Origin of the sequence: Actinomadura latina NBRC 106108 (assembly GCF_001552195.1) — a bacterium.
Taxonomy (GTDB): domain Bacteria; phylum Actinomycetota; class Actinomycetes; order Streptosporangiales; family Streptosporangiaceae; genus Spirillospora; species Spirillospora latina.
The window spans coordinates 606,044-628,663 of the sequence record NZ_BCQS01000005.1 but is presented as its reverse complement, the minus strand read 5'-3'; the positions used below and the strand labels follow the sequence as shown (position 1 = coordinate 628,663).

Genomic DNA, 22,620 nt, shown 5'->3' with positions numbered 1-22,620 from the left:
GGTGTGGCGTGCGTCACGTTGTAAGCAAGCGCTTGTACGGGCATGGTCTACGGGGAGGCGCTCACCCCCAAGGGAGTCTCGATGCCCTACGTGCTGCTCGTCCTCGGGATCCTGTTCGCGCTGGCCGCCGCCAACGCGCACGCTCCCCGGCACAACGCCGTCCTGCTCGCGCCGAGCTTCTTCCTCGGCTGGCTGACCATCGAGATGGCGCCGCACGTGCTCGTGACCTGGGCCGCCGCCACCGCGCTCACCGCCGCGTTCGGCGGGCTGGACGGCTGGGCGGGCTGGACGGGCCTCGGCCTCGCGCTCGCCGGCATGGCGGGCATCGCGGCCACCATCGTCGCGTCCCGCCGTACGGTCGTCACCCTGCGGGACAGCGGCGCGCCCCTCGACCTGGACCCGGAGGGCGCTCCCCGCTACCCCCTGGCGCACCTGATCGTCCCGCAGCTCTGCCTGATTCCGCGCAAGGGCGTGCGGGTCGACAGGAACATCGTCTACCAGGAGGAAGGCCGGCTGCGCCTGAAACTGGACGTCTTCCGTTCCGCCGATGGCGATGGCGAACTGCGTCCTGGGCTCATGCAGATCCACGGTGGTGCGTGGGTCATCGGGGACAAGCGCGAGCAGGGACTGCCGCTGCTCAACCACATGGCACTGCAGGGATGGGTCGGCTTCAACGTCAACTACCGGCTCAGCCCGCGCGCCACCTGGCCCGAGCATCTGATCGACCTGAAGCACTTCGTCGCCTGGTACAAGGAGCATGCCGAGGAGTACGGGGCCGACCCCGGCTTCCTCTGCGTGACCGGTGGTTCGGCCGGCGGACACCTCACCGCCTTGGTAGCGCTGACCGCCAACGACCCAGAGTTCCAGCCGGGCTTCGAGGACGCCGACACCACCGTGCAGGGCGCCGTCCCGTTCTACGGCGTCTACAACCTCGTCGAAGCGGGGCCTTGGCCGGTCCCCATGGGGGCGACCCGCCTCATGGAGAAGATGGTGGTCAAGAAGCCCTTCGCCGATAACCGCGAGGTGTACGCCAAGGCGTCCCCCGTCACGCACATCAGCGAGGACGCGCCGCCGTTCTTCGTCATCCACGGCAGCCGCGACTCGCTCATCCCCGTGGCGGAGGCACGGCGATTCGTCGAACGGCTCCGGGAGGTCTCGGGATCGCCCGTCATCTACGCCGAGATGAAGGGCGCCCAGCACGCCTTCGACGTCTTCCCCTCCTACCGGACGGCCCGCGTCATCGAAGCCGCCGAGCGCTACCTGACGGGCCTGCACCGCCAGTACCGCCAGGGGACCGGACCCGCCGTCCCCGACGAGGTCGCGCAGTCCTTGGAGGAACCCTCCGTCGGATAGCGTGGAGGACGTGCGGCTCACAGTTTTCTGGGATCGGATGAACCAGCAGTTCGGCGAGAGGTATGCCCAGAGCGTGGCCAAGGACTACGTCCTGGCCCAACTGGGCGGCCGCACCATCGAGCAGGCTCTCGCCGAAGGGGAACCGGCGAAGAAGGTCTGGCAGGCCGTCGTCGCGACCTTCGACGTCCCTTCGACCCTCCAGTAGGCGATCGGCGCGGTGACCGGCGCAGGGACCGGCGCAGTGACCGGTGCAGAAGGAGCTCAGTCCGGGACGGGCAGGTGCGCGTAGAGGTCCATCGCGTCCACGGACGACGGCAGATCGCTGACCTGCCCATCGCCGACCTCCACGACGCGCCAGGCGCCGTCCGTGCGGCGGGCCAGATCGGTCGTGATGAACCGGCAGCCCAGGGCGCGGACGGCCGGGGCCACGGCGTCCAGCTCCGGATCGGGTTCCACACCGGGACTGTCAGGGTGCGGGCCCACCAGCGCGGGCTCACCGTCCACCCACCACACGCGCGCCTCGCCGTCGCCGTCGTAATCCTCGAACTCGCGGACGACGAGACCGCCCGCCAGATGGTCGTCCCGTAGCGCGACCATCTTGGAAGCGATGTCGTGCAGTTGCGCGAGGTTCTTCACATCGGGGACGAAGCACGCCTCCTCCCACTCGTGCTTGCACGACTTCACGTAGTCCTTGACCACCGCGGGCCCGCTCCGCAGCGGCCGGACCAGCTCGGCCAGCTCACTGAGGTCGCCCGGATCCTGCCCGGTGCCGAGGGGCCGCCACACGCTGTGCGGGGTCAGCCCGGCGAACGTCTCGTGCCAGCCCGGCAGCTCGTGCGCGCGCCTGTAGTCGTCCGGGTGCGTCAGCAGCATCGTCCCGCGCTGCTTCAGGGCGGCGGCCATCGCGGCGTACTCGTCCGCCGACAGCATCCAGCCGCGGTACCAGACCGGCCCCAGGCCGGCGGGCACCGCGCCGATCGCGTCCTCCACGTCGCCGCGGCGCAGCGAGTCGTGGTCGATCAGGGCCACCTCGCCGTAGTGGTCCCGCACTGCCGCGGCCTCGCGGGAGAAGTGGGGGTCAACGCGCCGGGGGTGGAGCGGATCGACACAGAAGAGGACGGTCAGCGTCATGATTGGAGCCCTCCGTGGACGGCGCCAGCGTACGGGGTCAGGGCCATGAAGCGCACGGCGATTCCCGCCCAAATCGCCATACCGGACGATGATCGAACGGATGTTCGGTAAGCTGGTCCGCGGCGCCCGGCGTCATCCACAATCGCGCCGGTGGTTCGAAAGTGTCGGTGGCCCGCCGTAACGTCGCCCTTGACATCGCAAGCAGCGGCCGAGAGCCGACAGTTCACGACGAGAAGGACATCTCAATGGCAGCGAACGACCGGGAGAAGGCTCTCGAAACCGCACTCGCCCAGATCGAGCGCCAGTTCGGCAAGGGGTCGGTCATGCGGATGGGCGAGGAGGCGCGCGTCCCCGTCGAGGTCATCCCCACCGGCGCGATCGCCCTCGACATCGCGCTCGGCATCGGGGGCCTGCCCCGCGGCCGCGTCGTCGAGGTGTACGGCCCCGAGGGCTCCGGCAAGACCACCGTCGCGCTGCACGCGGTGGCGAGCGTCCAGAAGAAGGGCGGCATCGCCGCGTTCGTCGACGCCGAGCACGCGCTCGACCCCGAGTACGCCGCCAAGCTCGGCGTCGACATCGACGCCCTCCTGGTCTCCCAGCCCGACACCGGCGAGCAGGCCCTGGAGATCACCGACATGCTGATCCGCTCCGGCGCGATCGACATCGTCGTCATCGACTCCGTCGCCGCGCTCGTCCCCCGCGCCGAGATCGAGGGCGAGATGGGCGACAGCCACGTCGGCCTCCAGGCCCGCCTCATGTCGCAGGCCCTGCGCAAGCTCACCGGCGCGATCAACCAGACCAAGACCACCGCGATCTTCATCAACCAGCTCCGCGAGAAGGTCGGCGTGATGTTCGGGTGCATGAGTTATGGCACCCGGGTGACGCTCGCGGACGGGACACAGGAGAAGATCGGCAAGATCGTCAACCAGAAAATGGACGTCGAGGTCCTGTCCTACGACCCGGAGCAGGACAAGGTCCTCCCCAGGCGCATCGTCAACTGGTTCGACAATGGGAACGCCGACCACTTCCTGCAGTTCACCGTCGCGAAGTCGGGGGGCAACGGCAGGGCTCAGTTCGCCGCGACCGAGAACCACCTGGTGCGCACTCCCGGGGGCTACCGGGAGGCCGGTGAGCTGATGCCGGGCGACCGGGTCATGCTCACTGAGACACACCGGCTCAGCGACCAGCAGTGGCAGGTGGTACTCGGGTCGACGATGGGGGACGGGAACCTGTCCCCGAATCGGCGCGGCCGAAACGGTGTCCGGTTCCGTATGGGGCATGGCTCGGAGCAGGCGGCGTATCTCGACTGGAAGATCTCGCTGCTGGGCAATATCGGGCACAGTCGTACCACCAATGCGAAGGGCGCGGCCTTTGCCGACTTCACGCCGCTCCCCGAACTGGACGAGGTACGGCGGGTCGTCTACTTCGGTGACGGAAAAAAACACTTCACCTGGGACTACCTGAAGGCCCTCACGCCGCTGGCGCTGGCCGTCTGGTACATGGACGACGGGTGCTTCACCGTCCGCTCGAAGGGTGTCCAGGAACGTACTGACGGTGGCACGGGTCGCATCGAGATCTGTGTCGAGGCTTTCAGCCCCGGTTCACGGGACCGCATGGTCGAGTATCTTCGCGACACGCACGGCCTTGACGTGAGGCTCACCCTCCGGGGAGCGCGGGCGATCAGCGTCATCCAGTTCACGACGGCGGCTTCCGCGCAGTTCCAGAAGCTCATCGCACCGTATGTGCCGGAGGCGATGGAGCGAAAGCTCCTGCCGCGCTTCCGCGGCCGGTGCGCCGTCGAGCCGCGGTTCGTCGAGCCGGAGCCCAGGCTCGTGCCCAGCCGGGTCGTTGATGTGCATGTCAAGCCCCGGGCCCGCTCGATGAAGAAGTTCGACATCGAGGTCGATGGCTCGCACAACTACTTCGTGGACGGGGTCATGGTCCATAACAGCCCCGAGACGACCACCGGCGGGCGGGCGCTGAAGTTCTACGCCTCCGTCCGGCTCGACGTCCGCCGCATCGAGACCCTGAAGGACGGCACCGAGGCCGTCGGCAACCGCGTCCGCGTCAAGGTCGTCAAGAACAAGATGGCCCCGCCGTTCCGCGTCGCCGACTTCGACCTGCTCTACGGCCACGGCATCAGCCGCGAGGGCGGCCTGATCGACCTCGGCGTGGAGCACGGCTTCGTCCGCAAGTCCGGCGCCTGGTACACCTACGACGGCGACCAGCTCGGCCAGGGCAAGGAGAACGCCCGCAACTTCCTCAAGGCCAACCCCGACATGGCGGACGGCATCGAGAAGAAGATCAAGGAGAAGCTGGGCATCGGCCCCAAGGTCGACAAGGAGGCCGAGCCCGCCGCCCCGGACGCGGCCCCCGCGCCCCCGGCCCCGGCTCCGGTCGTCGCCGCCGCCAAGCCCGCCCCCGCGAAGAGGGGGGCGAAGGCCGCCAAGACGGGCGATTCCTGACGGGGAATCCCCTGATATAGGTGACTCTTGACGAAGAGTGAGCGATGATCTCGTATGCAGGGCGGCGGCGCCTTACCCGGCACCGCGCGATCGGTGCACGGACCTTCCCCGGCGGCGCCGCCGCTCCCACGAGCCCGCTCGCCCACCGCGAGAGGTCCGCGACCGGTGCCCCGCACCGGCCGGCCCGCCGAGCCCCGGCCCCCGGCGGCCGGCAGGGCGCATGACCGCGCCGCGCGGCCAGGGCGGCGGCGCGGACCCTGAGGCCAGGGCCCGCGAAATCTGCCTGCGCCTGCTCTCCGCGTCGCCCCGCACCCGAGCCCAGCTCGCGGACGCCCTGCACCGCAAGCACATCCCCGCCGACGTCGCCGAACGCGTCCTCGGCAGGTTCACCGACGTCGGCCTCATCGACGACGAGGCGTTCGCGCAGGCGTGGGTCCAGTCCCGGCACACCGGCCGCGGCCTGGCCAAGCGCGCCCTGGCCGCCGAGCTCCGCCGCCGCGGCGTGGCCGACACCACCGTCAACGAGGCCGTCGAGACCCTCGACCCCGTCCAGGAGGAGGAGACCGCCCGAGCCCTGGTCCTGCGCAGGCTCCCGTCCACCCGGGGCGCCGACCCCGCCAAGCGCATGCGCCGCCTGGTGGGCATGCTCGCCCGCAAGGGCTACCCGCCCGGCCTCTCCTACCGCCTGGTCAAGGAGGCCCTGGCCGAAGAGGGCACCGACCTGGACTCCGTCCCCGACCCCGCCCCCTTCGACTGACCGGCCACCCGCCGTCACCGATCCCGCCCGCTCCTATCCGCCGTGGGCAGGCGTTGGGTCGTATCGGAAGTTGGGTCGTATCGGAATACGACACGCCGGGGTTGCGGAGTGGGTGACTCGGTGGTGTGCGGGTTCCTGACTCTGACCCGGGTGTCGCCGGGCAGGTGGGAGGGGGTGCGGACGGTCAGGAGAGGCGGTAAGGAAGGACTCACGTCGGCGTACGGTTAGTCCGGAATGCCCCTCGTTTGCTTGCTCATTACCTCCATGCCGCTTACCGTTACGGCAGTGAGGAGTTACTCCGCGTCTCGCGGATTGCCATACGACCGAGCACGTTCCAGCAGCTGAGAGGCAGACAGGGCACGTTCGTCGACCGGATGCGGCCGAGTCACCGGGGTGCGCCGTGCGCGGCCCCGCGATGTCGTGCATCCGCGCGCGAGTAAATCCTCGCTAGGCAGGGCCCGGAGTCCGGACGGGCCCGCGGCGAGGAAGGATCTGCCTCATGGAGAGCGTCCTGCTGGGTGCAGCGCTGCTGGTGACCCTGGTCGCTCTCGTCATCGCCATCCTGCGGCGTCCCGGCCTGCCCGGCAGAGCCGCGGCGGAGATCGCCCGGTCGCAGAGCGAGGCCGACGAGATCCGGTCGAAGGCGAAGCAGGACGCGCAGGACGTCCTGGAGAAGGCCGAGCGGGAGACGCAGCGGCTCGCGGCGGCGGCGCGCGCCGAGGTCGAGGAGGAGGGCCGCGTCCTGCGGGACGACCTGCGGACCGTCCGGGAGGATCTGGAGCGCCGGGAGGCGCGGCTCGCCGAGCGGGAGCAGCGGCTGGACGCCGAGATGCGGCGGCTGGAGGAGTGGCAGGGGCGGCTCACCGAGGCCAGGCAGGCCCTCGACGCCCGCAAGGAGGAGCTGGCCGGCGTCGCCGAGGAGCGGCGCAAGGTCCTGGAGCGGGCGGCCGGGCTCACCGCCGAGGAGGCCAAGGGCGAGCTGGTCGGGGCGCTCGAGAACCAGGCCAAGCGGGAGTCCATCCCGATCGTGCGGGAGATCGAGAACGCGGCGCGGGCGGAGGGCGAGAAGCGCGCCCGCAAGATCGTGACGCTGGCGATCCAGCGGGTCGCGAGCGAGCAGACGGCCGAGTCGGTCGTGTCGGTGCTGCACCTGCCGAGCGACGAGATGAAGGGCCGCATCATCGGGCGGGAAGGGCGCAACATCCGGGCGTTCGAGACGACGACGGGCGTCAACCTGATCATCGACGACACGCCCGAGGCGGTGCTGCTCAGCTGCTTCGACCCGGTGCGGCGGGAGGTCGGGCGGCTGACGCTGGAGAAGCTGGTCCTGGACGGCCGCATCCACCCGCAGCGCATCGAGGAGATCTACGAGCGCAGCAAGAGCGACGTGGAGCAGCTGTGCGTCCGGGCCGGTGAGGACGCCCTGGTCGAGGTCGGCATCGCCGACATGCACCCGGAGCTGATCGCGCTGCTGGGCCAGCTGCGGTACCGGACGTCCTACGGGCAGAACGTACTGAAGCACCTGATCGAGTCCGCGCACATCGCGGGTGTCATGGCGAGCGAGCTGCGGCTGCCGGTGGAGGTCGCCAAGCGGTGCACGCTGCTGCACGACATCGGCAAGGCGCTCACCCACGAGGTGGAGGGCAGCCACGCGCTGATCGGCGCCGAGATCGCCCGCCGGTACGGGGAGCACGAGGACGTCGTCCACGCGATCGAGGCCCACCACAACGAGGTCGAGGTCCGCACGGTGGAGGCGGTGCTGACGCAGGCCGCGGACGCCGTGAGCGGCAGCCGCCCCGGGGCGCGCCGGGAGTCGCTGGAGGCCTACGTCAAGCGGCTCGAACGGCTGGAGCAGATCGCGCGCGAGAAGCACGAGGGCGTGGAGAAGGTCTTCGCCATGCAGGCCGGACGCGAGATCCGCGTGATGGTGAAGCCCGACACGGTCGACGACATCCAGGCGCAGGTCATCGCCCGCGACATCGCCAAGCAGGTCGAGGACGAGCTGACCTACCCGGGGCAGATCCGCGTGACCGTGGTGCGGGAGTCCCGCGCCATCGAGTTCGCCCGCTGAGCCGGCCGAGCCCGCTGAGCCGTCCGAGCCCGCTGAGCCGACCGAGCCGGCCGAGCCCGCTGAGGGCCCGTCCGCCGGGAAGCGGACGGGCCGGGGGTCAGCCGACGGTGAGGTTGATGGGTTCCACGTTGCGGGGCTCGAAGCCGAGGGTCTGGCCGTAGAAGGCCAGTTCCGCCTCCAGGCAGCGGATGACCGTGCCGGCCTTCCGGAACCCGTGCGACTCGCCCTCGAACGTGAGGTAGGCGTACGGCATCTTCTTGGCGGCCAGTTCCAGCGCGAAACGCTCGGACTGGTCCGGCGGGACGATCGGGTCGCTCAGGCCCTGCAGGAGCAGGACGGGGCAAGCCGTCTTGTCGGCGTGGCTCAGCGGGGAGCGCTCCTCGTAGGCGCGTTCGAAGCCGGGCAGCGGGCCGATGAGGCCGAACAGGTAGTGCGACTCGAAGTCGTGGGTGGCCGCGGCGAAGCTCTGCAGGTCGCTGATCCCGAAGTAGGACGTGGCGGCCTTGAACAGGCCGGTCTGCGTGATCGCGGCGAGCGTCGTCCAGCCGCCCGCGGAACCGCCCCGGATCGCGAGCCGCGCCGGGTCGGCTATGCCGCCGTCCACGAGGGCCTGGGCCGCGGCTATGGCGTCCTCCACGTCGACGACGCCCCACTGGCGGCGCAGCCGTTCGCGGTAGGCGCGGCCGTACCCGGCGGACCCGCCGTAGTTGACGTCGATGACGCCGATGCCGCGGCTGGTGAAGTATGCCCGTTCCAGGTCGAGGACCTTGGAGACGCGTCCGGTCGGGCCGCCGTGGACGAACACCACGTACGGCGGCAGCTCGCCCTCGGGCGCGGAGGCCTCCGGGTTGGTCGGCGGGAACACGTAGGCGTGGACGGGACGTCCGAACGGCCCTTCGAGGCGTTCGGCACGCGGCTTGGACAGGTACGCGACGTCCGGCAGCTCGGCCAGCTCGCGGCGCAGCCCCTCGACGCGCCCGGTCGTGGTGTCGACGCGGACGACCGAGGGCGGCAGGTCGGGGCCGCCGCCGATGCCGACGACGGTCGTCCCGTCCGCGGACAGCTGCGTCGCCCAGTTCTCGTAGGGGACCTCCAGGTCGACGAGGTCGAGCGTCTCGGGGTCGTAGACGCCGAGGCGCTTGTCGCCCTCGCCGTGCAGGACGGCGAGGCGCCCGTCGCCGAGCAGCGCGTACGGCATGCCGCCGAGCTGCCACAGCGGGTCGGCGAACTCCTCCTCGGCCGGGTAGAGCGCCTGCGGCGACTCGCCGTGCAGGCCGACCTGGTAGATGTTCCACCAGCCGGGCCAGTCGGAGATGACGTACAGGGACTCGTCGTCGCGCCACAGCGGCGCGAGGGCCGACTCCTTGAGCCCTCCCTTGACGGTCCGGGGCGCGACGGTGCCGCCGTCCTCGATCGCCGCGACGCGCACCTCGGTGCCGTCCCACGGCATGCGAGGGTGGTTCCACTGCACCCACGCCAGGTGCCCGCCGCCGGGCGACGGGGCGGGGTTCGCGTAGAACTGGGCGCCGGCGGCCAGCTCGCGGATGGCGCCGGCGTCCTCGGCGGCGCGGCCGTCCAGCGGGATGGCGACGATGGCGCGCCGGATCCCGGTGACGGCCTGCTCCTCGGCCGGCGGCTGCGGCTCGCCCTCCTCGCCCTCGGCGGGCTCCGGCGGGGCGGCGATGTGCCCCTCGCAGACGCACCAGATCTCCGTCCGGTCCGGGGACAGGACGTAGTCGGCGTAGCGCAGCCCCGCCGGGACGGCCGGCACGGGCGTCAGCGGGTAGGGCTTGGGGTCGCCCTCGTCGAGCCGGTGGAGCCGCTGGTCGTCGTAGTTGGAGAACACGACCGACCAGCCCTCGGCGGTGCGGATCGGCAGGTACGACCGGCCTCCGTACTCGTGGACGCGGGTACGGGCGTCCCAGGGCGCCTGCAGCAGCTCGGTGCGATGCCCGCCCTTGAGGTGGATGACCGTGGTCCGCCCGTTCTCCTCGGGCCGGGTCTCCTGCCACCACACGTCATCGCCCGCGACGGTGGGGAAACTGAGGCGCAGCCGGGCGCGGGCGACATCGGCGGCGGAAATGGGGGAGGGCCAGGAGCCGTAGGGGAGGGTCGCACGAGCGGTCATAACAGGAATCGTCCCGCATACGGGGATCGGTTGGGGCCATGACGGGCTGTTTGACTTCGGAAAGATACAAGGGGCGACCAGGAGACTCGCCGGTAACGTGCGCCCGGACGGCGGCGGGGGCGCCACCGGAGACCGGCGGCGCCCCCGATGCGGGCGTCCAGGAGGTCAGATCGCCGGGAGGGACTGCTGCGAGACCCCGACCCCGGCGACGGGCGGCGCCCCGCCGGTGCCCATGGTCTCGGCCTGCGTCTTGCGGCTCCGGCGGCTGCGCGCCTCCAGTGCCGTCGCCAGCCGGCTCACGGACATGTTGATCGCGATGTAGATGACCGCGATCACGATCCCGGCCTGCAGCACGTTGTTCTCGTAGTTGGCGGGCACCTGCTTGAAGCCGGCCTGCAGCAGCTCGGGGTAGGCGATGATGAACCCGAGCGCGGTGTCCTTCAGCAGGACGACGATCTGGCTGACGATCGCCGGCATCATCACGGTGATGGCCTGCGGCAGCAGGACGAGCCGCATGACGCCGTTCTTGCGCAGCCCGATGGAGTAGGCGGCCTCCGACTGGCCCTTCGGGATCGACAGGACGCCCGCGCGGACGACCTCGGCGAGCACCGCGCCGTTGTACATGGTGAGGCCGAACACGACCGCGGCGAACGCGGGCACGGTGACCACGCCGGCGTTGCTCTCCACGCCGAAGACCGAGAAGAAGTAGTCGACCGAGACGCGCTGCAGCTGGCCGAACTGCGACTCGGCGATCTCCGGGCTGATCTTGTTCGGGACGAAGAACGCCAGGAAGATCAGGATCAGCAGCGGGATGCCGCGGAAGAACTCCACGACGGCCCCGGCCGGGAGCCGGACCCACCAGTGGTCGGAGAGCCGGGCCAGGCCGAACACGACGCCGAACAGCAGCGCCAGCACGGTCGCGACCGCGGCGGCCTTCAGCGTGTTCAGCAGGCCGGGGATGATCAGGTGCCGCCAGACCGTCCACTTGGTGAACGGCGTCCAGAGCCTCTCCGCGAACTGGCCCTTGTCGGCCAGCCGCCACATGAGCGCGGCGAAGATGGCGGCGAGCACCACCGTCACGATGACGGTGAGGAGGGTGTTCCGCGCGCGCGCCCGCGGCCCCGGGACGTCGAAGAGTACTGTCGCTTCCTTGCTCATCGGGCCACCGCCATCCGCTTGGCCAGCCAGCCGAAGAAGTACCCGGTCGGCAGGGTGAGGATCAGGAAGCCGACGGCCACGCCGAGGAACAGCGGGATGACGCCGTTGGCGAACGTGGGCTTGTCGATGATCGTCTTGGTGACCAGCGCGACCTCGGCGTAGCTCGCCGCCGCCGCGACCGTCGTGTTCTTGATCATGGCGATGAGGACGCTGCCCATCGGCGCGATGATCGCGCGGAACGCCTGCGGCAGGATGATCATGCGCAGCGACTGGGTGAAGGTCAGGCCGATCGACCGCGCCGCCTCCGCCTGCCCCAGCGGGACGGTGTTGATCCCCGACCGGAGCGTCTCGCAGACGAAGGCGCCGGTGTACGCGGACAGGCCGAGGACGGCCCACCAGTAGTAGGTGACCGACGAGTCCGAGGAGAACTTCAGCGCGAGGATGTCGTTGAGGCCGAGGCTGCACATCAGCAGCACCAGCGTCAGCGGCGTGTTGCGGACGATGTTGACGTAGCCCGTGCCGAAGCCGCGCAGCACCGGGACCGGGGCGACGCGGAAGCTCGCCAGGACCGTGCCGATGATGAGGGAGAGCACACCGGCGGCGGCCGCCAGGCGGATCGTCGCCCAGAACCCCTGAAGGATCTCGTCGAAGCTGTCGAAGAACGGGCTGAAGTCAAACATTGCTCAGCTGTTTCATGGCGTTCCAGCGGTGTCGGGCCGGCGCGGTCTGTCCGCCGGCTGTCGGTCCGGGGCGTCGGCCCGCGCCGTCGGGCCGGAGGCGGACGCCGTCCGGCCGGAGCCCGGCGCCGTCAGGCCACGCCGGTGCGTCCCGGGAAGCGCTCCCGCTGGGACGCACCGGCGTGACGGGCCTCAGACGCGGCCCCGGATCAGGAGCAGCCCTCCATCTGCGGGACGGTCGTCACGAGCTTCAGCCCGGTGCCGGCGAAGTGCTTCTCCAGCAGCGTCTTGGCGGTGCCGTCGGAGTACATGTCGTTGACGGCCTTGTTGACGGCCTCGCAGGTCTCGGTGTCGCCCTTCTTGATGCCGACGCCGTACTTCTCGTCGGTGAAGGGGTCGTTGATGACCTTGAAGGAGCCCTTCTGCTGGTTGGCGAACCCGGCGAGGATCAGGTCGTCGGTGCTCACCGCGTCCAGCGCGCCGGACTTCAGCTTGCTCACGCACTCGGAGTAGCTGCTGGCGTCCACCAGCTTGACGCCCGAGATGTTGAGCTTGCCGTCCGGCGGGCCCTCGGTGATGCGGCGGAAGGAGTTCGACCCGGCCGCCTTGCAGAGCTTCTTGCCCTTGAGGTCGGCGGTCTTCTTGATGGCGGTGTTGTCGGCGTTCACCATCGTGTCCTGGTGCGCGACGTAGTAGGGACCGCCGAAGGTCACCTGCTTCTTGCGCGCCTCGGTGATGGAGTAGGTGGCGACCACGAGGTCGACCTGCCCGCCGCCGATGAACGACTCGCGGTTCGCGGAGGTCGTCTCCTTGAACGTGATGCCGTTCTCGGGGACGCCCAGCTTCTGCGCGATGTACTTGGCGACGTCGACGTCGAAGCCGTCGAAGGTGCCGTCGGGCTTCTTCAGGCCCAGCGCCGGCTGGTCGAACTTGATGCCGATGGTCAGCTTCTTGTCGTCCTTGGCCTTCTGGACGACCGTCTTGGCCTCGGTCTTCTCGGTGTCGCTGCCACACGCGCTGAGCGCCAGGGACAGCGCCATCCCCGCCCCGATGAGGGCGCCGAAACGACGTACTCGCATTTCTCGTCCTACCTCTGCTCTCTGCCGGAGCCCCGCGGCTCAGTGCGTGAGGATCTTGGAAAGGAAGTCCTTCGCGCGGTCGGTGCGCGCATTGGTGAAGAACTCGTCAGGGGTGTTCTCCTCGACGATCTGGCCGTCGGCCATGAACACGACCTTCTGGGCGGCCCGGCGCGCGAACCCCATCTCGTGCGTGACGACGATCATCGTCATGCCCTCGCGGGCCAGCCCCGTCATGACGTCCAGCACCTCGTTGACCATCTCGGAGTCCAGTGCCGAGGTCGGCTCGTCGAAGAGCATGACCTTGGGCTTCATCGCGAGGGAGCGCGCGATCGCCGCCCGCTGCTGCTGCCCGCCGGACAGCTGCGCCGGGTACTTGCCGGCCTGGTTGGCGATGCCGACCCGGTCGAGCAGTTCCATCGCGCGCTTCTGCGATTCGGCCCGGCCCTGCTTGCGGACCTTCACCGGCCCGAGCGTGACGTTCTCCAGGATCGTCTTGTGGGCGAACAGGTTGAACGACTGGAACACCATCCCGACGTCGGCGCGGAGCTTCGCCAGCTCCTTGCCCTCCTTGGGCAGTTCCTTGCCGTCCACGAGGATCTTCCCCCCGTCGATGGGCTCCAGCCGGTTGATCGACCGGCACAGGGTCGACTTGCCGCCGCCGGACGGGCCGATGACGACGACCACCTCGCCGGAGTCCACGGTGAGGTTGATGTCCTTGAGGACGTGCAGCTCGCCGAAGTGCTTGTTGACGTTCTCCACCACGACGAGGGGCCGGCCGCCAGCGGTGGCCGGCTCCGGAACGGAGTCCTCCGGCTCGTCCTTGGTGAGGTCGAGCCCGTCTTCGCTGTCCGTCATGCGGTCGGACTTTACGTCATGGTCAGATTCGCGGAAGTCGCCGCGCGGTACCGATACGATCACGACTCCCCACGTCGGACGGGGTCCGCCGTCGCGGAGAATGATCATCGGGCCTGGTCGGGGCGGCGTGCCGCGTGTTCCGGCGCGGCGTTCCGCGCGGGCGTTCGATCGCGGCGCGCCGGGCCCGTACCCTTGGTTACCGTCATGAGTGCGCCAATGGAGACGGCCCCCCGTACGTACGAGATCCGTACCTACGGGTGCCAGATGAACGTTCACGACTCCGAGCGGCTGTCCGGGCTGCTGGAGTCGGCCGGGTACGTCCGCGCGGAGGACGCCGAGCCCGACGTGGTGGTGTTCAACACCTGCGCGGTGCGGGAGAACGCCGACAACCGGCTCTACGGAAACCTCGGCCATCTGCGGCCGGTCAAGGACGGCCATCCGGGCATGCAGATCGCCGTCGGTGGCTGCCTCGCGCAGAAGGACCGCGACACCATCGTCAAGCGCGCCCCGTGGGTGGACGTCGTGTTCGGCACCCACAACATCGGGTCGCTGCCGGCGCTGCTGGAACGGGCTCGCGTGCAGAGCGAGGCGCAGGTCGAGATCGAAGAGTCGCTGGTGACCTTCCCGTCGACGCTGCCGACGCGCCGGGAGTCGCCCTACGCGGCGTGGGTGTCGATCTCCGTCGGGTGCAACAACACGTGCACGTTCTGCATCGTCCCGTCCCTGCGCGGCAAGGAGAAGGACCGCCGTCCGGGGGAGATCCTCGCCGAGGTGGAGGCGCTCGTCGCGGAGGGCGTCCTGGAGGTCACCCTGCTGGGGCAGAACGTCAACGCCTACGGCTCGGGCTTCGGTGCCCTGGCCGCGGCGCCCGGCGAGGTGCGGGCGATGACGGAGGGCGGCCAGTCGGCGTTCGCGGGCCTGCTGCGCGCGTGCGGGGACGTGGAGGGCCTGGAGCGGGTCCGGTTCACCTCGCCGCACCCCAAGGACTTCACCGACGACGTCATCGCCGCGATGGCCGAGACGCCGAACGTGACACCGTCGCTGCACATGCCGCTGCAGTCCGGTTCGGACGCGGTGCTGCGCGCGATGCGCCGGTCGTACCGGCAGGAGCGCTACCTCGGGATCATCGAGAAGGTCCGGGCCGCGATCCCGGACGCGGCGATCACCACCGACATCATCGTGGGGTTCCCCGGCGAGACCGAGGCCGACTTCGAGGAGACCCTGCACGTGGTGCGGGAGGCGCGGTTCTCGTCGGCGTTCACGTTCCAGTACTCCAAGCGTCCGGGCACCCCGGCCGCGACCATGGACGGCCAGCTCCCGAAGGAGGTCGTCCAGGAGCGGTACGAGCGGCTCGTCGCGCTGCAGGAGGAGATCTCCTGGGCGGAGAACAAGAAGCAGCTCGGCCGCACCCTGGAGGTCCTGGTCGCCGAGGGCGAGGGGCGCAAGGACGAGGCGACCCGCCGGCTGTCGGGCCGCGCGCGCGACAACCGCCTGGTCCACTTCACCGCGCCTGACGTGCCGGTCCGGTCCGGAGACATGGTCACGGTCGAGGTCACCTACGCGGCGCCGCACCACCTGGTGGCGGACAAGCCCGTGCTGGACGTCCGCCGGACGCGGGCGGGCGACGCCTGGGAAGCCCGCCAGGGCCGGGACGCCGGCCAGAAGGGCGTCTCGCTGGGCATGCCGTCGATCGGGCGCCCCGCCCAGCCGGCGTCCCCGGTCCAGGGGTGTTCCTGAGACACCGGTTCGCGCGGCGGGTCCGGTCCCGGAGGAGGCAGTGTGCTCGTAGCGGCGGCGGTGTGCCCGCATCCGCCCGTCCTCGTACCGGAGATGGCGGGGGAGGCGGCGCCGGAGCTCGACGGCCTGCGCGCCGCCTGCGACAGCGCTGCCGGCCGCCTGGCGGGCGCGGACGTGCTGGTCGTGGTGGGCGGCGGGGCGCGGACGCGGGCGTACGGCCCGGACGCCTACGCGTCCCTCAGGCCCTACGGCCTCGGCTGGACGAGCCCCGCCGACCCCAGGGACGGCGCTGAGGCACTCCCGCTGTCCCTGACGATCGGACGCTGGCTCCTGGAACGGCAGGAGATCGCCGCAGGCGCGCGCTACCAGGCCGTGGCGTTCGACTCCGAACCGGAAGCCTGCCTGGCACTGGGCCGGGAGTTGGCCAAGGCGGCGGGCGATGTCGCGCTGCTGGTGATGGGCGACGGGTCGGCGTGCCGCTCGGAAAAGGCACCGGGCTATCTCGATGTGCGCGCGCGCCCCCACGACGAGCGCGTGGCGCGCGCGCTCGCCGCCGTCGACACCGCCGCCCTGGCCGCCTTGGATCCCGACGTCTCGCGGGACGTCCAGGCGGCCGGGCGTGCGGCGTGGCAGGTGCTCGCCGGCGCGGCCGGGGACACGCCCGGTCTCACGGGCGAGTTGCTCGCCGACGAGGCGCCGTACGGCGTCGGCTACTTCGCGGCGTCCTGGTCGCGGAGCGGCTGCCGAGGCTAGGGCGTCCGGCCGCCGGGCTCGTCGCCCAGGCCCGTGTCACGGCCCTGGCCGGCCTGCCCGCCGAGGCCGGTGCCGCCGCCCGGTCCCGTGCCCTCCTGGCCGGTCGTGCCGCTCCGGCCGCCTTCGCGCTCGATGTAGTCGCCGGCCTTATCCTGGGCCTTGTCGACCTTGTCGGCGTGCTTGCCGCCGGTGCGCTGGTCGAACATGTCGCCGGCCCGCTCCACTCCCTGCTTGGCCTTGTCGGAATGCTGCCCCAGCATCTGCTTGACCTTGTCGACGATGGACATTCCCGATCCCCCCGGAAGCGTCGTCTCGATCGGTGCGGCGCGTGGATCGCGCGGCACCGTCCGTGCAACCCGGCCATACCCGTTCTGTTGCCACAATCAATCCCGTGACCTCACCTGATGCTCCTTATGTGATAGCCGTCGTCGGGGCGACGGCCGCCGGGAAGTCCGATCTCGCCGTCGAGCTGGCGCTCCGGCTGGACGGCGAGGCCGTCAACGCCGACTCGATGCAGCTCTACCGCGGCATGGACATCGGCACGGCGAAGCTCTCCGCGGCCGAGATGCGCGGCGTCCCGCACCATCTGCTGGACGTCTGGGACGTGGCGGAGACGGCCAGCGTCGCCGAGTACCAGCGGCTCGGCGCGGCGGCGATCGCGGACGTCCGGGGCCGGGGGCGGCTGCCGGTGCTGGTCGGCGGGTCGGGCCTGTACGTGCGGGCGGCGCTCGACCACCTGGAGTTCCCCGGGACGGACCCGGCCGTCCGGGCGCGCCTGGAGGAGGAGCTGGCGCGGGCCGGCAGCGGCCCGCTGCACGAGCGGCTGCGCGGGCTCGATCCCGCCGCCGCGGACGCGATCCTGCCGAGCAACGGGCGCCGGATCGTCCGCGCCCTGGAGGTCGTCGAGATCACCGGCCGCCCGTTCTCCGCGACGCTGCCCGAGCACCGGTACCGCTACGGCTCGGCCGTGCAGATCGGGCTGAGCGTGCCCCGCGAGGCGCTGGACGAGCGCATCGCGCTGCGCGTCGAGCGGATGTGGGACGCGGGACTGGTCGGCGAGGTCCGCGACCTGGAGAAGCGCGGCCTGCGGGACGGCCTGACCGCCGGGCGCGCCCTCGGCTACGCGCAGGTGCTCCGCTTCCTCGCGGGGGAGTGGACGGAGGAGCGGGCCAAGGAGGAGACCGTCCGGGCGACCCGGCGCTTCGCCCGCCGCCAGGAGTCGTGGTTCCGCCGCGACCCGCGCGTCCGGTGGTTGCCCTACGATGCCTCCGACCTGGTCGAACGCGCCCTCGCGCTGATCGCGGAGGAGGCGGGGCGGGACGCCTGACGACGACCCCGCGGGCGGGCATACGATCGGGGGATGCGGTTCGTCAAAGGGCATGGCACCGAGAACGACTTCGTGATCCTTCCCGACCCGGACGGCGTCCTCGACCTGACGCCGGAGGCCGTCGCGCGGCTGTGCGACCGGCGGGCCGGGATCGGCGCCGACGGCGTCCTGCGCGCCGTCCGGACGAAGGCCGTCGACGCCGTTGAGGCCGGTGAGCATCAGGACGGCGCCGAGTGGTTCATGGACTACCGCAACGCCGACGGCAGCGTCGCCGAGATGTGCGGCAACGGGGTGCGCGTCTTCGCCCGCTACCTCGTCGACGCCGGCCTGGCCGCGCCCGGCGAGTGGGACGTGGCGACCCGCGCGGGCCTGCGCCGGGTGACTCTCGGCGCGTCCGGCGACGTGAGCGTGGACATGGGCGCGCCCGAACTCCTCGGCTACGGCGAGGCGTCCCTGGCCGGGACGACGTTCCAGGGCCGGCGGGTCTCGGTCGGGAACCCGCATCTGGCGTGCCGTGTGGACGAGCCGGTCGCCGCCCTGGACCTGTCGCGCGCCCCGGCCTTCGACTCGGCGGCCTTCCCCGAAGGGGTCAACGTCGAGTTCTTCCGGACCGTCGGGGAGCGGCACGTGGAGATGCGGGTGTACGAGCGCGGCTCCGGCGAGACCCGCTCCTGCGGCACCGGGACGGTCGCCGTGGCCGCCGCGGCGGCCCTCGGGACGCCGGGCACGTCCGAGTGGACGGTGGACGTCCCCGGCGGCCGGGTGACCGTGACCCTGGACGGGGAGACCGCGTTTCTGCGGGGCCCGGCAGTCCTGGTCGCCGAGGGCGACACCCGGCCGGGCTGGCTATGAAGACCCCTGCTCACCAGGGGGTTGGGACGATTCCAGGGTGGTCCCGGCATGAACGGGACCGGTGTCCCTCTGCAACGGGACCGCGGGCCGCATAACTTCTTCATTGCACACCCTCTGGTGAATGGCCCGTACGGACTGGGATGGGAGCCCCGGAGCCGTACGGAGCCCGAGGGCCGGTGGCGACCTTCTTGGCGGGGGGCGGTCACCGGCCCTCCCACCGGGGGTGAGGCCGAAGACCTCCGGGCAGCGCGTCAGGGATGGGCGCCGCCGACGGGGAGCCTCGCCCGGACGAGAGTGCCGCCTCCGGGGCCGGGCCCCACCGTGCAGGATCCGCCGAGTTCGGCCGCGCGCTCGCGCATGGAGGACATGCCGACGCCGGAGCGCAGGTGCGCCGGCAGCCCGACGCCGTCATCGCCGACCGTGACGTGCAGATCCCCGTTGAGGCACAGCGTGACCTCGGCGCAATCCGCGTTGGCGTGCCGGTGGACGTTCGTCAGCGCCTCCTGGACGATCCGGTATGCGGCGACCTCCGCGGCGGCCGGCAGCCCCGTCAGATCGCCTTCCACGCGGACGTCGACGGTCGGGCCGTCCCCGGTGGCCACGACGCCGCCGAGCGCCTGGATCGCGCCCTCCAGCCCGAGGTCGTCCAGCGCGGGCGGGCGCAGCCCGTACACGAGATCGCGGATGTCGCCGATGGTGCGCCCCATGGTGGCGCGCAGGTCCTCCAGCAGCACGTCCACCGCCTCGGGGTCGGTCTCCAGCGTGATGCGGGCCGCGTCCACCGTCATGGCGAGGCTGGCGAGGGTGGGTCCGAGCCCGTCGTGCAGGTCGCGGCGCAGCCGCCGCCGCTCCTCCTCGCGGGTGCGCAGGATGTGCTCGCGGGACCGCTGGACGTCGGCGGCGAGCCGGGCCGCGTTCGCCAGCTCGGCGAGGTTGCGGGCCAGGACGCCGGACAGCCGCGCGTCCGGGGTGCGGGTGACGCCGAACAGCAGCCGGCCGACCGGCTCGCCGTGCCACACCAGCGGGATGAGCTGGGGCCGCGCGCCGAGCACGCCGTCCTCCGCGGAGATCGTCCGGCCGTCGCGGTCCAGCACCTCGATCACCACGCCGGTCGCGTGCAGCGCCGACCGCGCCACCTCGGCGGCCACGGCGAGCGCGGCGCCGGGGTTGGCGGCGGTCTGCAGCCGCCGGTTGAGGCGGTCGGCGATCCGGTACGGGTCGCGCTCGCCGTGGATGAACCCGTCCACCGTGCGCTGGAGGCGCCGCCGGACGGGCTCGAACACCGCGCCCGCGGCGATCGCCCCGGCCAGCCCGGCGAGGGTGCCCCTGCCGTGGGCGAGCACGCTCGCCGCGCCCACCAGCGCGAAGTACACGCCGGTGATGACGGCCACGAGCCCGGCGTACACGAGCGTCCGGCTGACCACCAGGTCGATGTCGTAGAGCCGGTACCGGGTGATGGCGATGGCGATGCAGATCGGGACGGCGACGATGGTGATGTTGCGCAGCGGATCGCCGATGGGGCTGTTCTCGCCGACGTAGATGACCGCTTCGGCGAGGATGCCGGGATACACGACCCAGCCGATCTGCCGCCGCACGTCCGGCGACGACCGGACGAACCGGACGAGCACCGAGAGCAGGCCCGCGGCCAGGGTGCCGATGATGACGACGCTGATCGGCAGCGGGATCTCGTCGAACGGGTAGACGGAGACCCCGTTGTGCCACTGCCGCACTTCCGGGTCGATCGTCAGGTGGACGCACACGATGACCGGCGCCAGGCAGGCCAGGAGCAGCACCGGCCGGAACCAGCGCGACACGAGCCGGCCGTCCGGGAAGATCAGCGGCAGGACCAGCGTCAGCGCGTAGGTGTCGACGGCCCACAGCCAGGTCCCGAGCCAGTTGAGGAACCCGGCCGCGCCCCAGTCGTGCCGCTCGGCCCACGGGCCCAGATTCAGTGCCAGGACGTACGTCGCCGCGCTGAACCCGGCGCCGACCATGAGCCACGCGACCTTCAGCCCCGGCCGGTGCCGCAGCAGGACGGCGCCGACGGGCGTCCAGGCCAGCGCGACCAGGATCTCCGGATGCCACCAGACCATCCGCACCCCGGCGGGCAGTTGCGCGCCGAGAATGAGGGACGCGGCGACGAACGCGACCGCGGTCAGTGCGAGCAGGAGGCCCGTACGCCCTGCCGCGCGGCCGTGTTCTGCCGTCTCCATCATCCACTCCCCGCCCGAAGTAATGGAATGTTAAAGCTTCCAGCTCCTCGTCCTGCAGTCTCGGCGGCGTCCGCCTCAGGACACCGTCATCCGGTTCGCGGCCGATGGCCGAGGGGCATGATGCACCCCGGCGTGCCGCGATGGTAACCGGCGATCCCGCTCAGGAGAACAGAACCCCAGTTCAGAGCCCGATCTCTCGGACTCCTGTGATTTTCCTACGCACAGCGTGATCGATCGGTAGCATTCCGTGCTCTGTGCTGGGTGGTCCGGGAGGTAGGGCATTGGCGGGGTTTCTGCTGCGGCGGCTGGTGAGTCGCGGCGTGCTGGTCGTTCTCGCCGGGAGCCTCGCCTACCTGCTGGCCGCCGCCGCGCTCGATCCGAGGGCCGGGTTCGAGGGACGGACGCCGCGTCCGCCGGACGCCGTGATCGACGCCCGGCTCAGTGCGCTCAACCTCAACGACCGGACGCCCCTGGCCGACCGCTACCGCACCTGGGCCTGGAGCGTCCTGCATGGCGACTTCGGCCGGACGCAGGAGGGCGAGCCCGTCAACGCGGAGTTATGGCGTCGGCTTGGTGTGAGCCTGCGGCTGCTGGTTCCTGGGGGTGTTCTCGGCGGCGTCCTGGGGGTTCTTCTCGGCACCTACGCGGCGGCCAGGCGTGGACGTGTCGCCGACCGGATCGTCACGGGCGGGTCGTATCTGCTCTTGGCCGTCCCCGCGTTCGTCCTGGCGGTGCTGTTACAGACGATCGCCGTCATGGTCAACGGTGCCCTGGGTGTGCGGGTGTTCGTGTGGGTCGGTGAGTCCACGCCAGGGGAGTCGGGCGTGCTGAGCGGGGTCGTCGACCAGGCTCGGCATCTGCTGCTGCCGGCGGTCGTCATCGCACTGGCCCAGGTCGCCCTCTACAGCCGCTACCAGCGTGCCCTGGTCCTGGACGTCCTGCACGCCGACTTCGTCCGGACCGCACGAGCCAAAGGGCTACGGAGGCGAAGTGCGCTGCTCCGACATGGGCTGCGCACCGCACTCGTCCCGATGACGACGTACTTCGCCTATGCGTCCGGGTTCCTCATCCTCGGTGGGGTGCTCGTCGAGAAGGCCTTCGGCCGGCACGGGATGGGGGAGTGGCTGGTCGACTCGATCGCACGAGGCGACGTCAACGCGGTCGCGGCGATCGACTGCGTCGCCGCCTGCGCGGTGCTGCTGACCGGTCTCGGGTCGGACGTCCTGAACGCTCTTCTCGACCCACGCGTCCGGTTCGGGGGCTCGTCGTGACTCGGCGGGGTGTCGTTGGGCTCCTGCTGCTGGTGTCGGTGTTCTTGCTGGCGTTCGTGGGGCCGCTCGTATCGCCGTGGCGCTGGGACGAGATCGACTTCACGGCGTTCGGTCAGGGCCCCTCGGTTCGGCATTGGCTCGGGACTGCGCAAAATGGGCGGGACGTCTTCGCGCTCACTCTGCGCGGGGCACAGAAGTCGCTGATCATCGGCCTTCTTGCCGCTCTGCTCTCGACGGGGCTCGCGGCCGTCGTCGGTACCGCCGCCGGCTTCGCGGGCGGGCTGCTCGATCGAGCCCTGATGTGGGGCGTCGATCTCCTGCTGGTGCTGCCGCCGCTGCTTGTCGTCGCCGTCCTGGCGCCGGGCGGGGGATGGCCGGTGCTCGCGCCGGTGCTCGCCGCGTTCATGTGGATGCTCACCGCCAGGGTGGTGCGGGCGATGACCCTGTCGGCGCGGGAGCGCGAGTACGTGCTCGCCGCCCGGTTCGCGGGAGTGGGCGCCCCGCGCGCGATCGTCCGGCACGTCCTGCCGCAGGTCGCGTCGCTGCTGATCGTGGACGCGAGCCTGACCGCAGGTGTGGCGATCACCGCCGAGGGCGGGCTGTCGTTCCTCGGCCTCGGCGTCCGGCCGCCGGACGTCTCGCTCGGCACGGTCATCGCGGACGGCCAGGGTGTGGCCGCCACCTGGCCCTTCATGTCCGCTGCCGGGCTGCTCGTCCTGATCGTCCTCGCGGTGAACTTGCTCGGCGACGGGCTGCGGGACGTCCTCGATCCGCTGCGGGACGGGCGTTAGCC

19 protein-coding genes and 1 pseudogene are annotated in these 22,620 nt (G+C 71.1%); 12 read left to right on the top strand and 8 right to left on the bottom strand.

The window, feature by feature from the left end:
• Window positions 1-42: 42 nt before the first annotated feature.
• A complete protein-coding gene (locus AL2_RS09210) occupies window positions 43-1,353 on the top strand; it encodes an alpha/beta hydrolase (protein WP_245666467.1) in 1,311 nt (436 codons plus the stop codon).
• A gap of 10 nt (window positions 1,354-1,363) precedes the next feature.
• Complete coding sequence (locus tag AL2_RS09205) at window positions 1,364-1,558, top strand: DUF3046 domain-containing protein (protein ID WP_067632542.1); 195 nt, start codon at window positions 1,364-1,366, stop codon at window positions 1,556-1,558.
• A gap of 56 nt (window positions 1,559-1,614) precedes the next feature.
• Here AL2_RS09205 and AL2_RS09200 read toward each other — a convergent pair whose 3' ends face one another.
• On the bottom strand, window positions 1,615-2,484 hold the full coding sequence (locus AL2_RS09200) for an ATP-grasp domain-containing protein (protein ID WP_067631895.1): 870 nt from the start codon (window positions 2,482-2,484) through the stop codon (window positions 1,615-1,617).
• Window positions 2,485-2,729: 245 nt separating this feature from the next.
• On the opposite strand from AL2_RS09200, the pseudogene recA reads away from it, so the two are divergent.
• The 4 genes and pseudogenes from recA to rny form a co-directional block, all read left to right on the top strand.
• A pseudogene (recA, locus tag AL2_RS40055) lies at window positions 2,730-3,341 on the top strand (recombinase RecA); the annotation flags it as partial.
• On the top strand, window positions 3,333-4,949 hold the full coding sequence (locus tag AL2_RS40255; RefSeq protein ID WP_439951361.1) for an intein-containing recombinase RecA: 1,617 nt from the start codon (window positions 3,333-3,335) through the stop codon (window positions 4,947-4,949). The pseudogene recA and the gene AL2_RS40255, both read left to right, overlap by 9 nt.
• A gap of 220 nt (window positions 4,950-5,169) precedes the next feature.
• Entirely contained in the window at window positions 5,170-5,706 is a 537-nt protein-coding gene (locus tag AL2_RS09190; RefSeq protein ID WP_083946232.1) for a regulatory protein RecX, read from the top strand.
• 499 nt (window positions 5,707-6,205) lie between these two features.
• Window positions 6,206-7,777, top strand: coding sequence for a ribonuclease Y (gene rny / locus AL2_RS09185; RefSeq protein WP_067631891.1), 1,572 nt, complete (start codon window positions 6,206-6,208; stop codon window positions 7,775-7,777).
• Window positions 7,778-7,874: 97 nt separating this feature from the next.
• Here the strand turns inward: rny and AL2_RS09180 are convergent, their stop codons facing one another.
• From AL2_RS09180 to AL2_RS09160, 5 genes are all read right to left on the bottom strand, one after another.
• Entirely contained in the window at window positions 7,875-9,905 is a 2,031-nt protein-coding gene (locus AL2_RS09180; protein WP_067631889.1) for a S9 family peptidase, read from the bottom strand.
• A 165-nt stretch (window positions 9,906-10,070) separates the two neighbouring features.
• Window positions 10,071-11,063, bottom strand: coding sequence for an amino acid ABC transporter permease (locus AL2_RS09175; RefSeq protein WP_067631887.1), 993 nt, complete (start codon window positions 11,061-11,063; stop codon window positions 10,071-10,073).
• On the bottom strand, window positions 11,060-11,743 hold the full coding sequence (locus tag AL2_RS09170) for an amino acid ABC transporter permease (RefSeq protein ID WP_067631885.1): 684 nt from the start codon (window positions 11,741-11,743) through the stop codon (window positions 11,060-11,062). Before AL2_RS09170 ends, AL2_RS09175 begins: the two co-directional genes overlap by 4 nt.
• A gap of 206 nt (window positions 11,744-11,949) precedes the next feature.
• Window positions 11,950-12,819 carry a glutamate ABC transporter substrate-binding protein gene (locus tag AL2_RS09165; RefSeq protein ID WP_067631883.1) on the bottom strand — a complete coding sequence of 290 codons (870 nt, stop codon included), beginning with the start codon at window positions 12,817-12,819 and terminating at the stop codon, window positions 11,950-11,952.
• 39 nt (window positions 12,820-12,858) lie between these two features.
• A complete protein-coding gene (locus AL2_RS09160; protein WP_067632539.1) occupies window positions 12,859-13,581 on the bottom strand; it encodes an amino acid ABC transporter ATP-binding protein in 723 nt (240 codons plus the stop codon).
• Window positions 13,582-13,890: 309 nt separating this feature from the next.
• Between AL2_RS09160 and miaB the strand changes: the two genes are divergently transcribed.
• Both miaB and AL2_RS09150 read left to right on the top strand, forming a co-directional pair.
• Entirely contained in the window at window positions 13,891-15,411 is a 1,521-nt protein-coding gene (miaB, locus tag AL2_RS09155) for a tRNA (N6-isopentenyl adenosine(37)-C2)-methylthiotransferase MiaB (protein ID WP_376741317.1), read from the top strand.
• A gap of 42 nt (window positions 15,412-15,453) precedes the next feature.
• The gene (locus AL2_RS09150; protein WP_067631880.1) at window positions 15,454-16,164 is read left to right on the top strand and encodes a class III extradiol ring-cleavage dioxygenase family protein; all 711 of its coding nucleotides are present in this window, start codon (window positions 15,454-15,456) and stop codon (window positions 16,162-16,164) included.
• Here AL2_RS09150 and AL2_RS09145 read toward each other — a convergent pair.
• Complete coding sequence (locus tag AL2_RS09145; RefSeq protein WP_067631878.1) at window positions 16,161-16,451, bottom strand: antitoxin; 291 nt, start codon at window positions 16,449-16,451, stop codon at window positions 16,161-16,163. The two genes, AL2_RS09150 and AL2_RS09145, sit on opposite strands and share 4 nt — an antisense overlap.
• Before the next feature lie 128 nt (window positions 16,452-16,579).
• Here AL2_RS09145 and miaA point away from each other — a divergent pair, with 128 nt between their 5' ends.
• The gene (miaA, locus tag AL2_RS09140) at window positions 16,580-17,491 is read left to right on the top strand and encodes a tRNA (adenosine(37)-N6)-dimethylallyltransferase MiaA (protein ID WP_067631876.1); all 912 of its coding nucleotides are present in this window, start codon (window positions 16,580-16,582) and stop codon (window positions 17,489-17,491) included.
• A 33-nt stretch (window positions 17,492-17,524) separates the two neighbouring features.
• Window positions 17,525-18,343, top strand: a complete 819-nt coding sequence (dapF, locus tag AL2_RS09135; RefSeq protein WP_067631874.1) for a diaminopimelate epimerase — start codon at window positions 17,525-17,527, stop codon at window positions 18,341-18,343.
• A 251-nt stretch (window positions 18,344-18,594) separates the two neighbouring features.
• On the opposite strand, the gene AL2_RS09130 is transcribed toward dapF, so the two are convergent.
• Entirely contained in the window at window positions 18,595-20,556 is a 1,962-nt protein-coding gene (locus tag AL2_RS09130; RefSeq protein WP_067632537.1) for a sensor histidine kinase, read from the bottom strand.
• 281 nt (window positions 20,557-20,837) lie between these two features.
• Between AL2_RS09130 and AL2_RS09125 the strand changes: the two genes are divergently transcribed.
• Both AL2_RS09125 and AL2_RS38475 read left to right on the top strand, forming a co-directional pair.
• Window positions 20,838-21,827: an ABC transporter permease gene (locus tag AL2_RS09125; RefSeq protein WP_067631872.1), complete on the top strand. Its 990-nt coding sequence runs from the start codon at window positions 20,838-20,840 to the stop codon at window positions 21,825-21,827.
• Window positions 21,824-22,618, top strand: a complete 795-nt coding sequence (locus AL2_RS38475) for an ABC transporter permease (protein WP_067631870.1) — start codon at window positions 21,824-21,826, stop codon at window positions 22,616-22,618. The genes AL2_RS09125 and AL2_RS38475 overlap by 4 nt, the downstream gene beginning before the upstream one ends.
• Window positions 22,619-22,620: the final 2 nt, after the last annotated feature.

What these genes read in the sequence shown, in the direction of transcription:
- AL2_RS09210 (WP_245666467.1), top strand. Translation starts at nt 43, where the DNA reads ATGGTCTACGGGGAGGCGCTCACCCCCAAGGGAGTCTCGATGCCCTAC.
- AL2_RS09200 (WP_067631895.1), bottom strand. Translation starts at nt 2,484, where the DNA reads ATGACGCTGACCGTCCTCTTCTGTGTCGATCCGCTCCACCCCCGGCGC.
- AL2_RS40255 (WP_439951361.1), top strand. Translation starts at nt 3,333, where the DNA reads ATGTTCGGGTGCATGAGTTATGGCACCCGGGTGACGCTCGCGGACGGG.
- AL2_RS09190 (WP_083946232.1), top strand. Translation starts at nt 5,170, where the DNA reads ATGACCGCGCCGCGCGGCCAGGGCGGCGGCGCGGACCCTGAGGCCAGG.
- rny (WP_067631891.1), top strand. Translation starts at nt 6,206, where the DNA reads ATGGAGAGCGTCCTGCTGGGTGCAGCGCTGCTGGTGACCCTGGTCGCT.
- AL2_RS09180 (WP_067631889.1), bottom strand. Translation starts at nt 9,905, where the DNA reads ATGACCGCTCGTGCGACCCTCCCCTACGGCTCCTGGCCCTCCCCCATT.
- AL2_RS09175 (WP_067631887.1), bottom strand. Translation starts at nt 11,063, where the DNA reads ATGAGCAAGGAAGCGACAGTACTCTTCGACGTCCCGGGGCCGCGGGCG.
- AL2_RS09170 (WP_067631885.1), bottom strand. Translation starts at nt 11,743, where the DNA reads ATGTTTGACTTCAGCCCGTTCTTCGACAGCTTCGACGAGATCCTTCAG.
- AL2_RS09165 (WP_067631883.1), bottom strand. Translation starts at nt 12,819, where the DNA reads ATGCGAGTACGTCGTTTCGGCGCCCTCATCGGGGCGGGGATGGCGCTG.
- miaB (WP_376741317.1), top strand. Translation starts at nt 13,891, where the DNA reads ATGGAGACGGCCCCCCGTACGTACGAGATCCGTACCTACGGGTGCCAG.
- AL2_RS09145 (WP_067631878.1), bottom strand. Translation starts at nt 16,451, where the DNA reads ATGTCCATCGTCGACAAGGTCAAGCAGATGCTGGGGCAGCATTCCGAC.
- dapF (WP_067631874.1), top strand. Translation starts at nt 17,525, where the DNA reads ATGCGGTTCGTCAAAGGGCATGGCACCGAGAACGACTTCGTGATCCTT.
- AL2_RS09130 (WP_067632537.1), bottom strand. Translation starts at nt 20,556, where the DNA reads ATGGAGACGGCAGAACACGGCCGCGCGGCAGGGCGTACGGGCCTCCTG.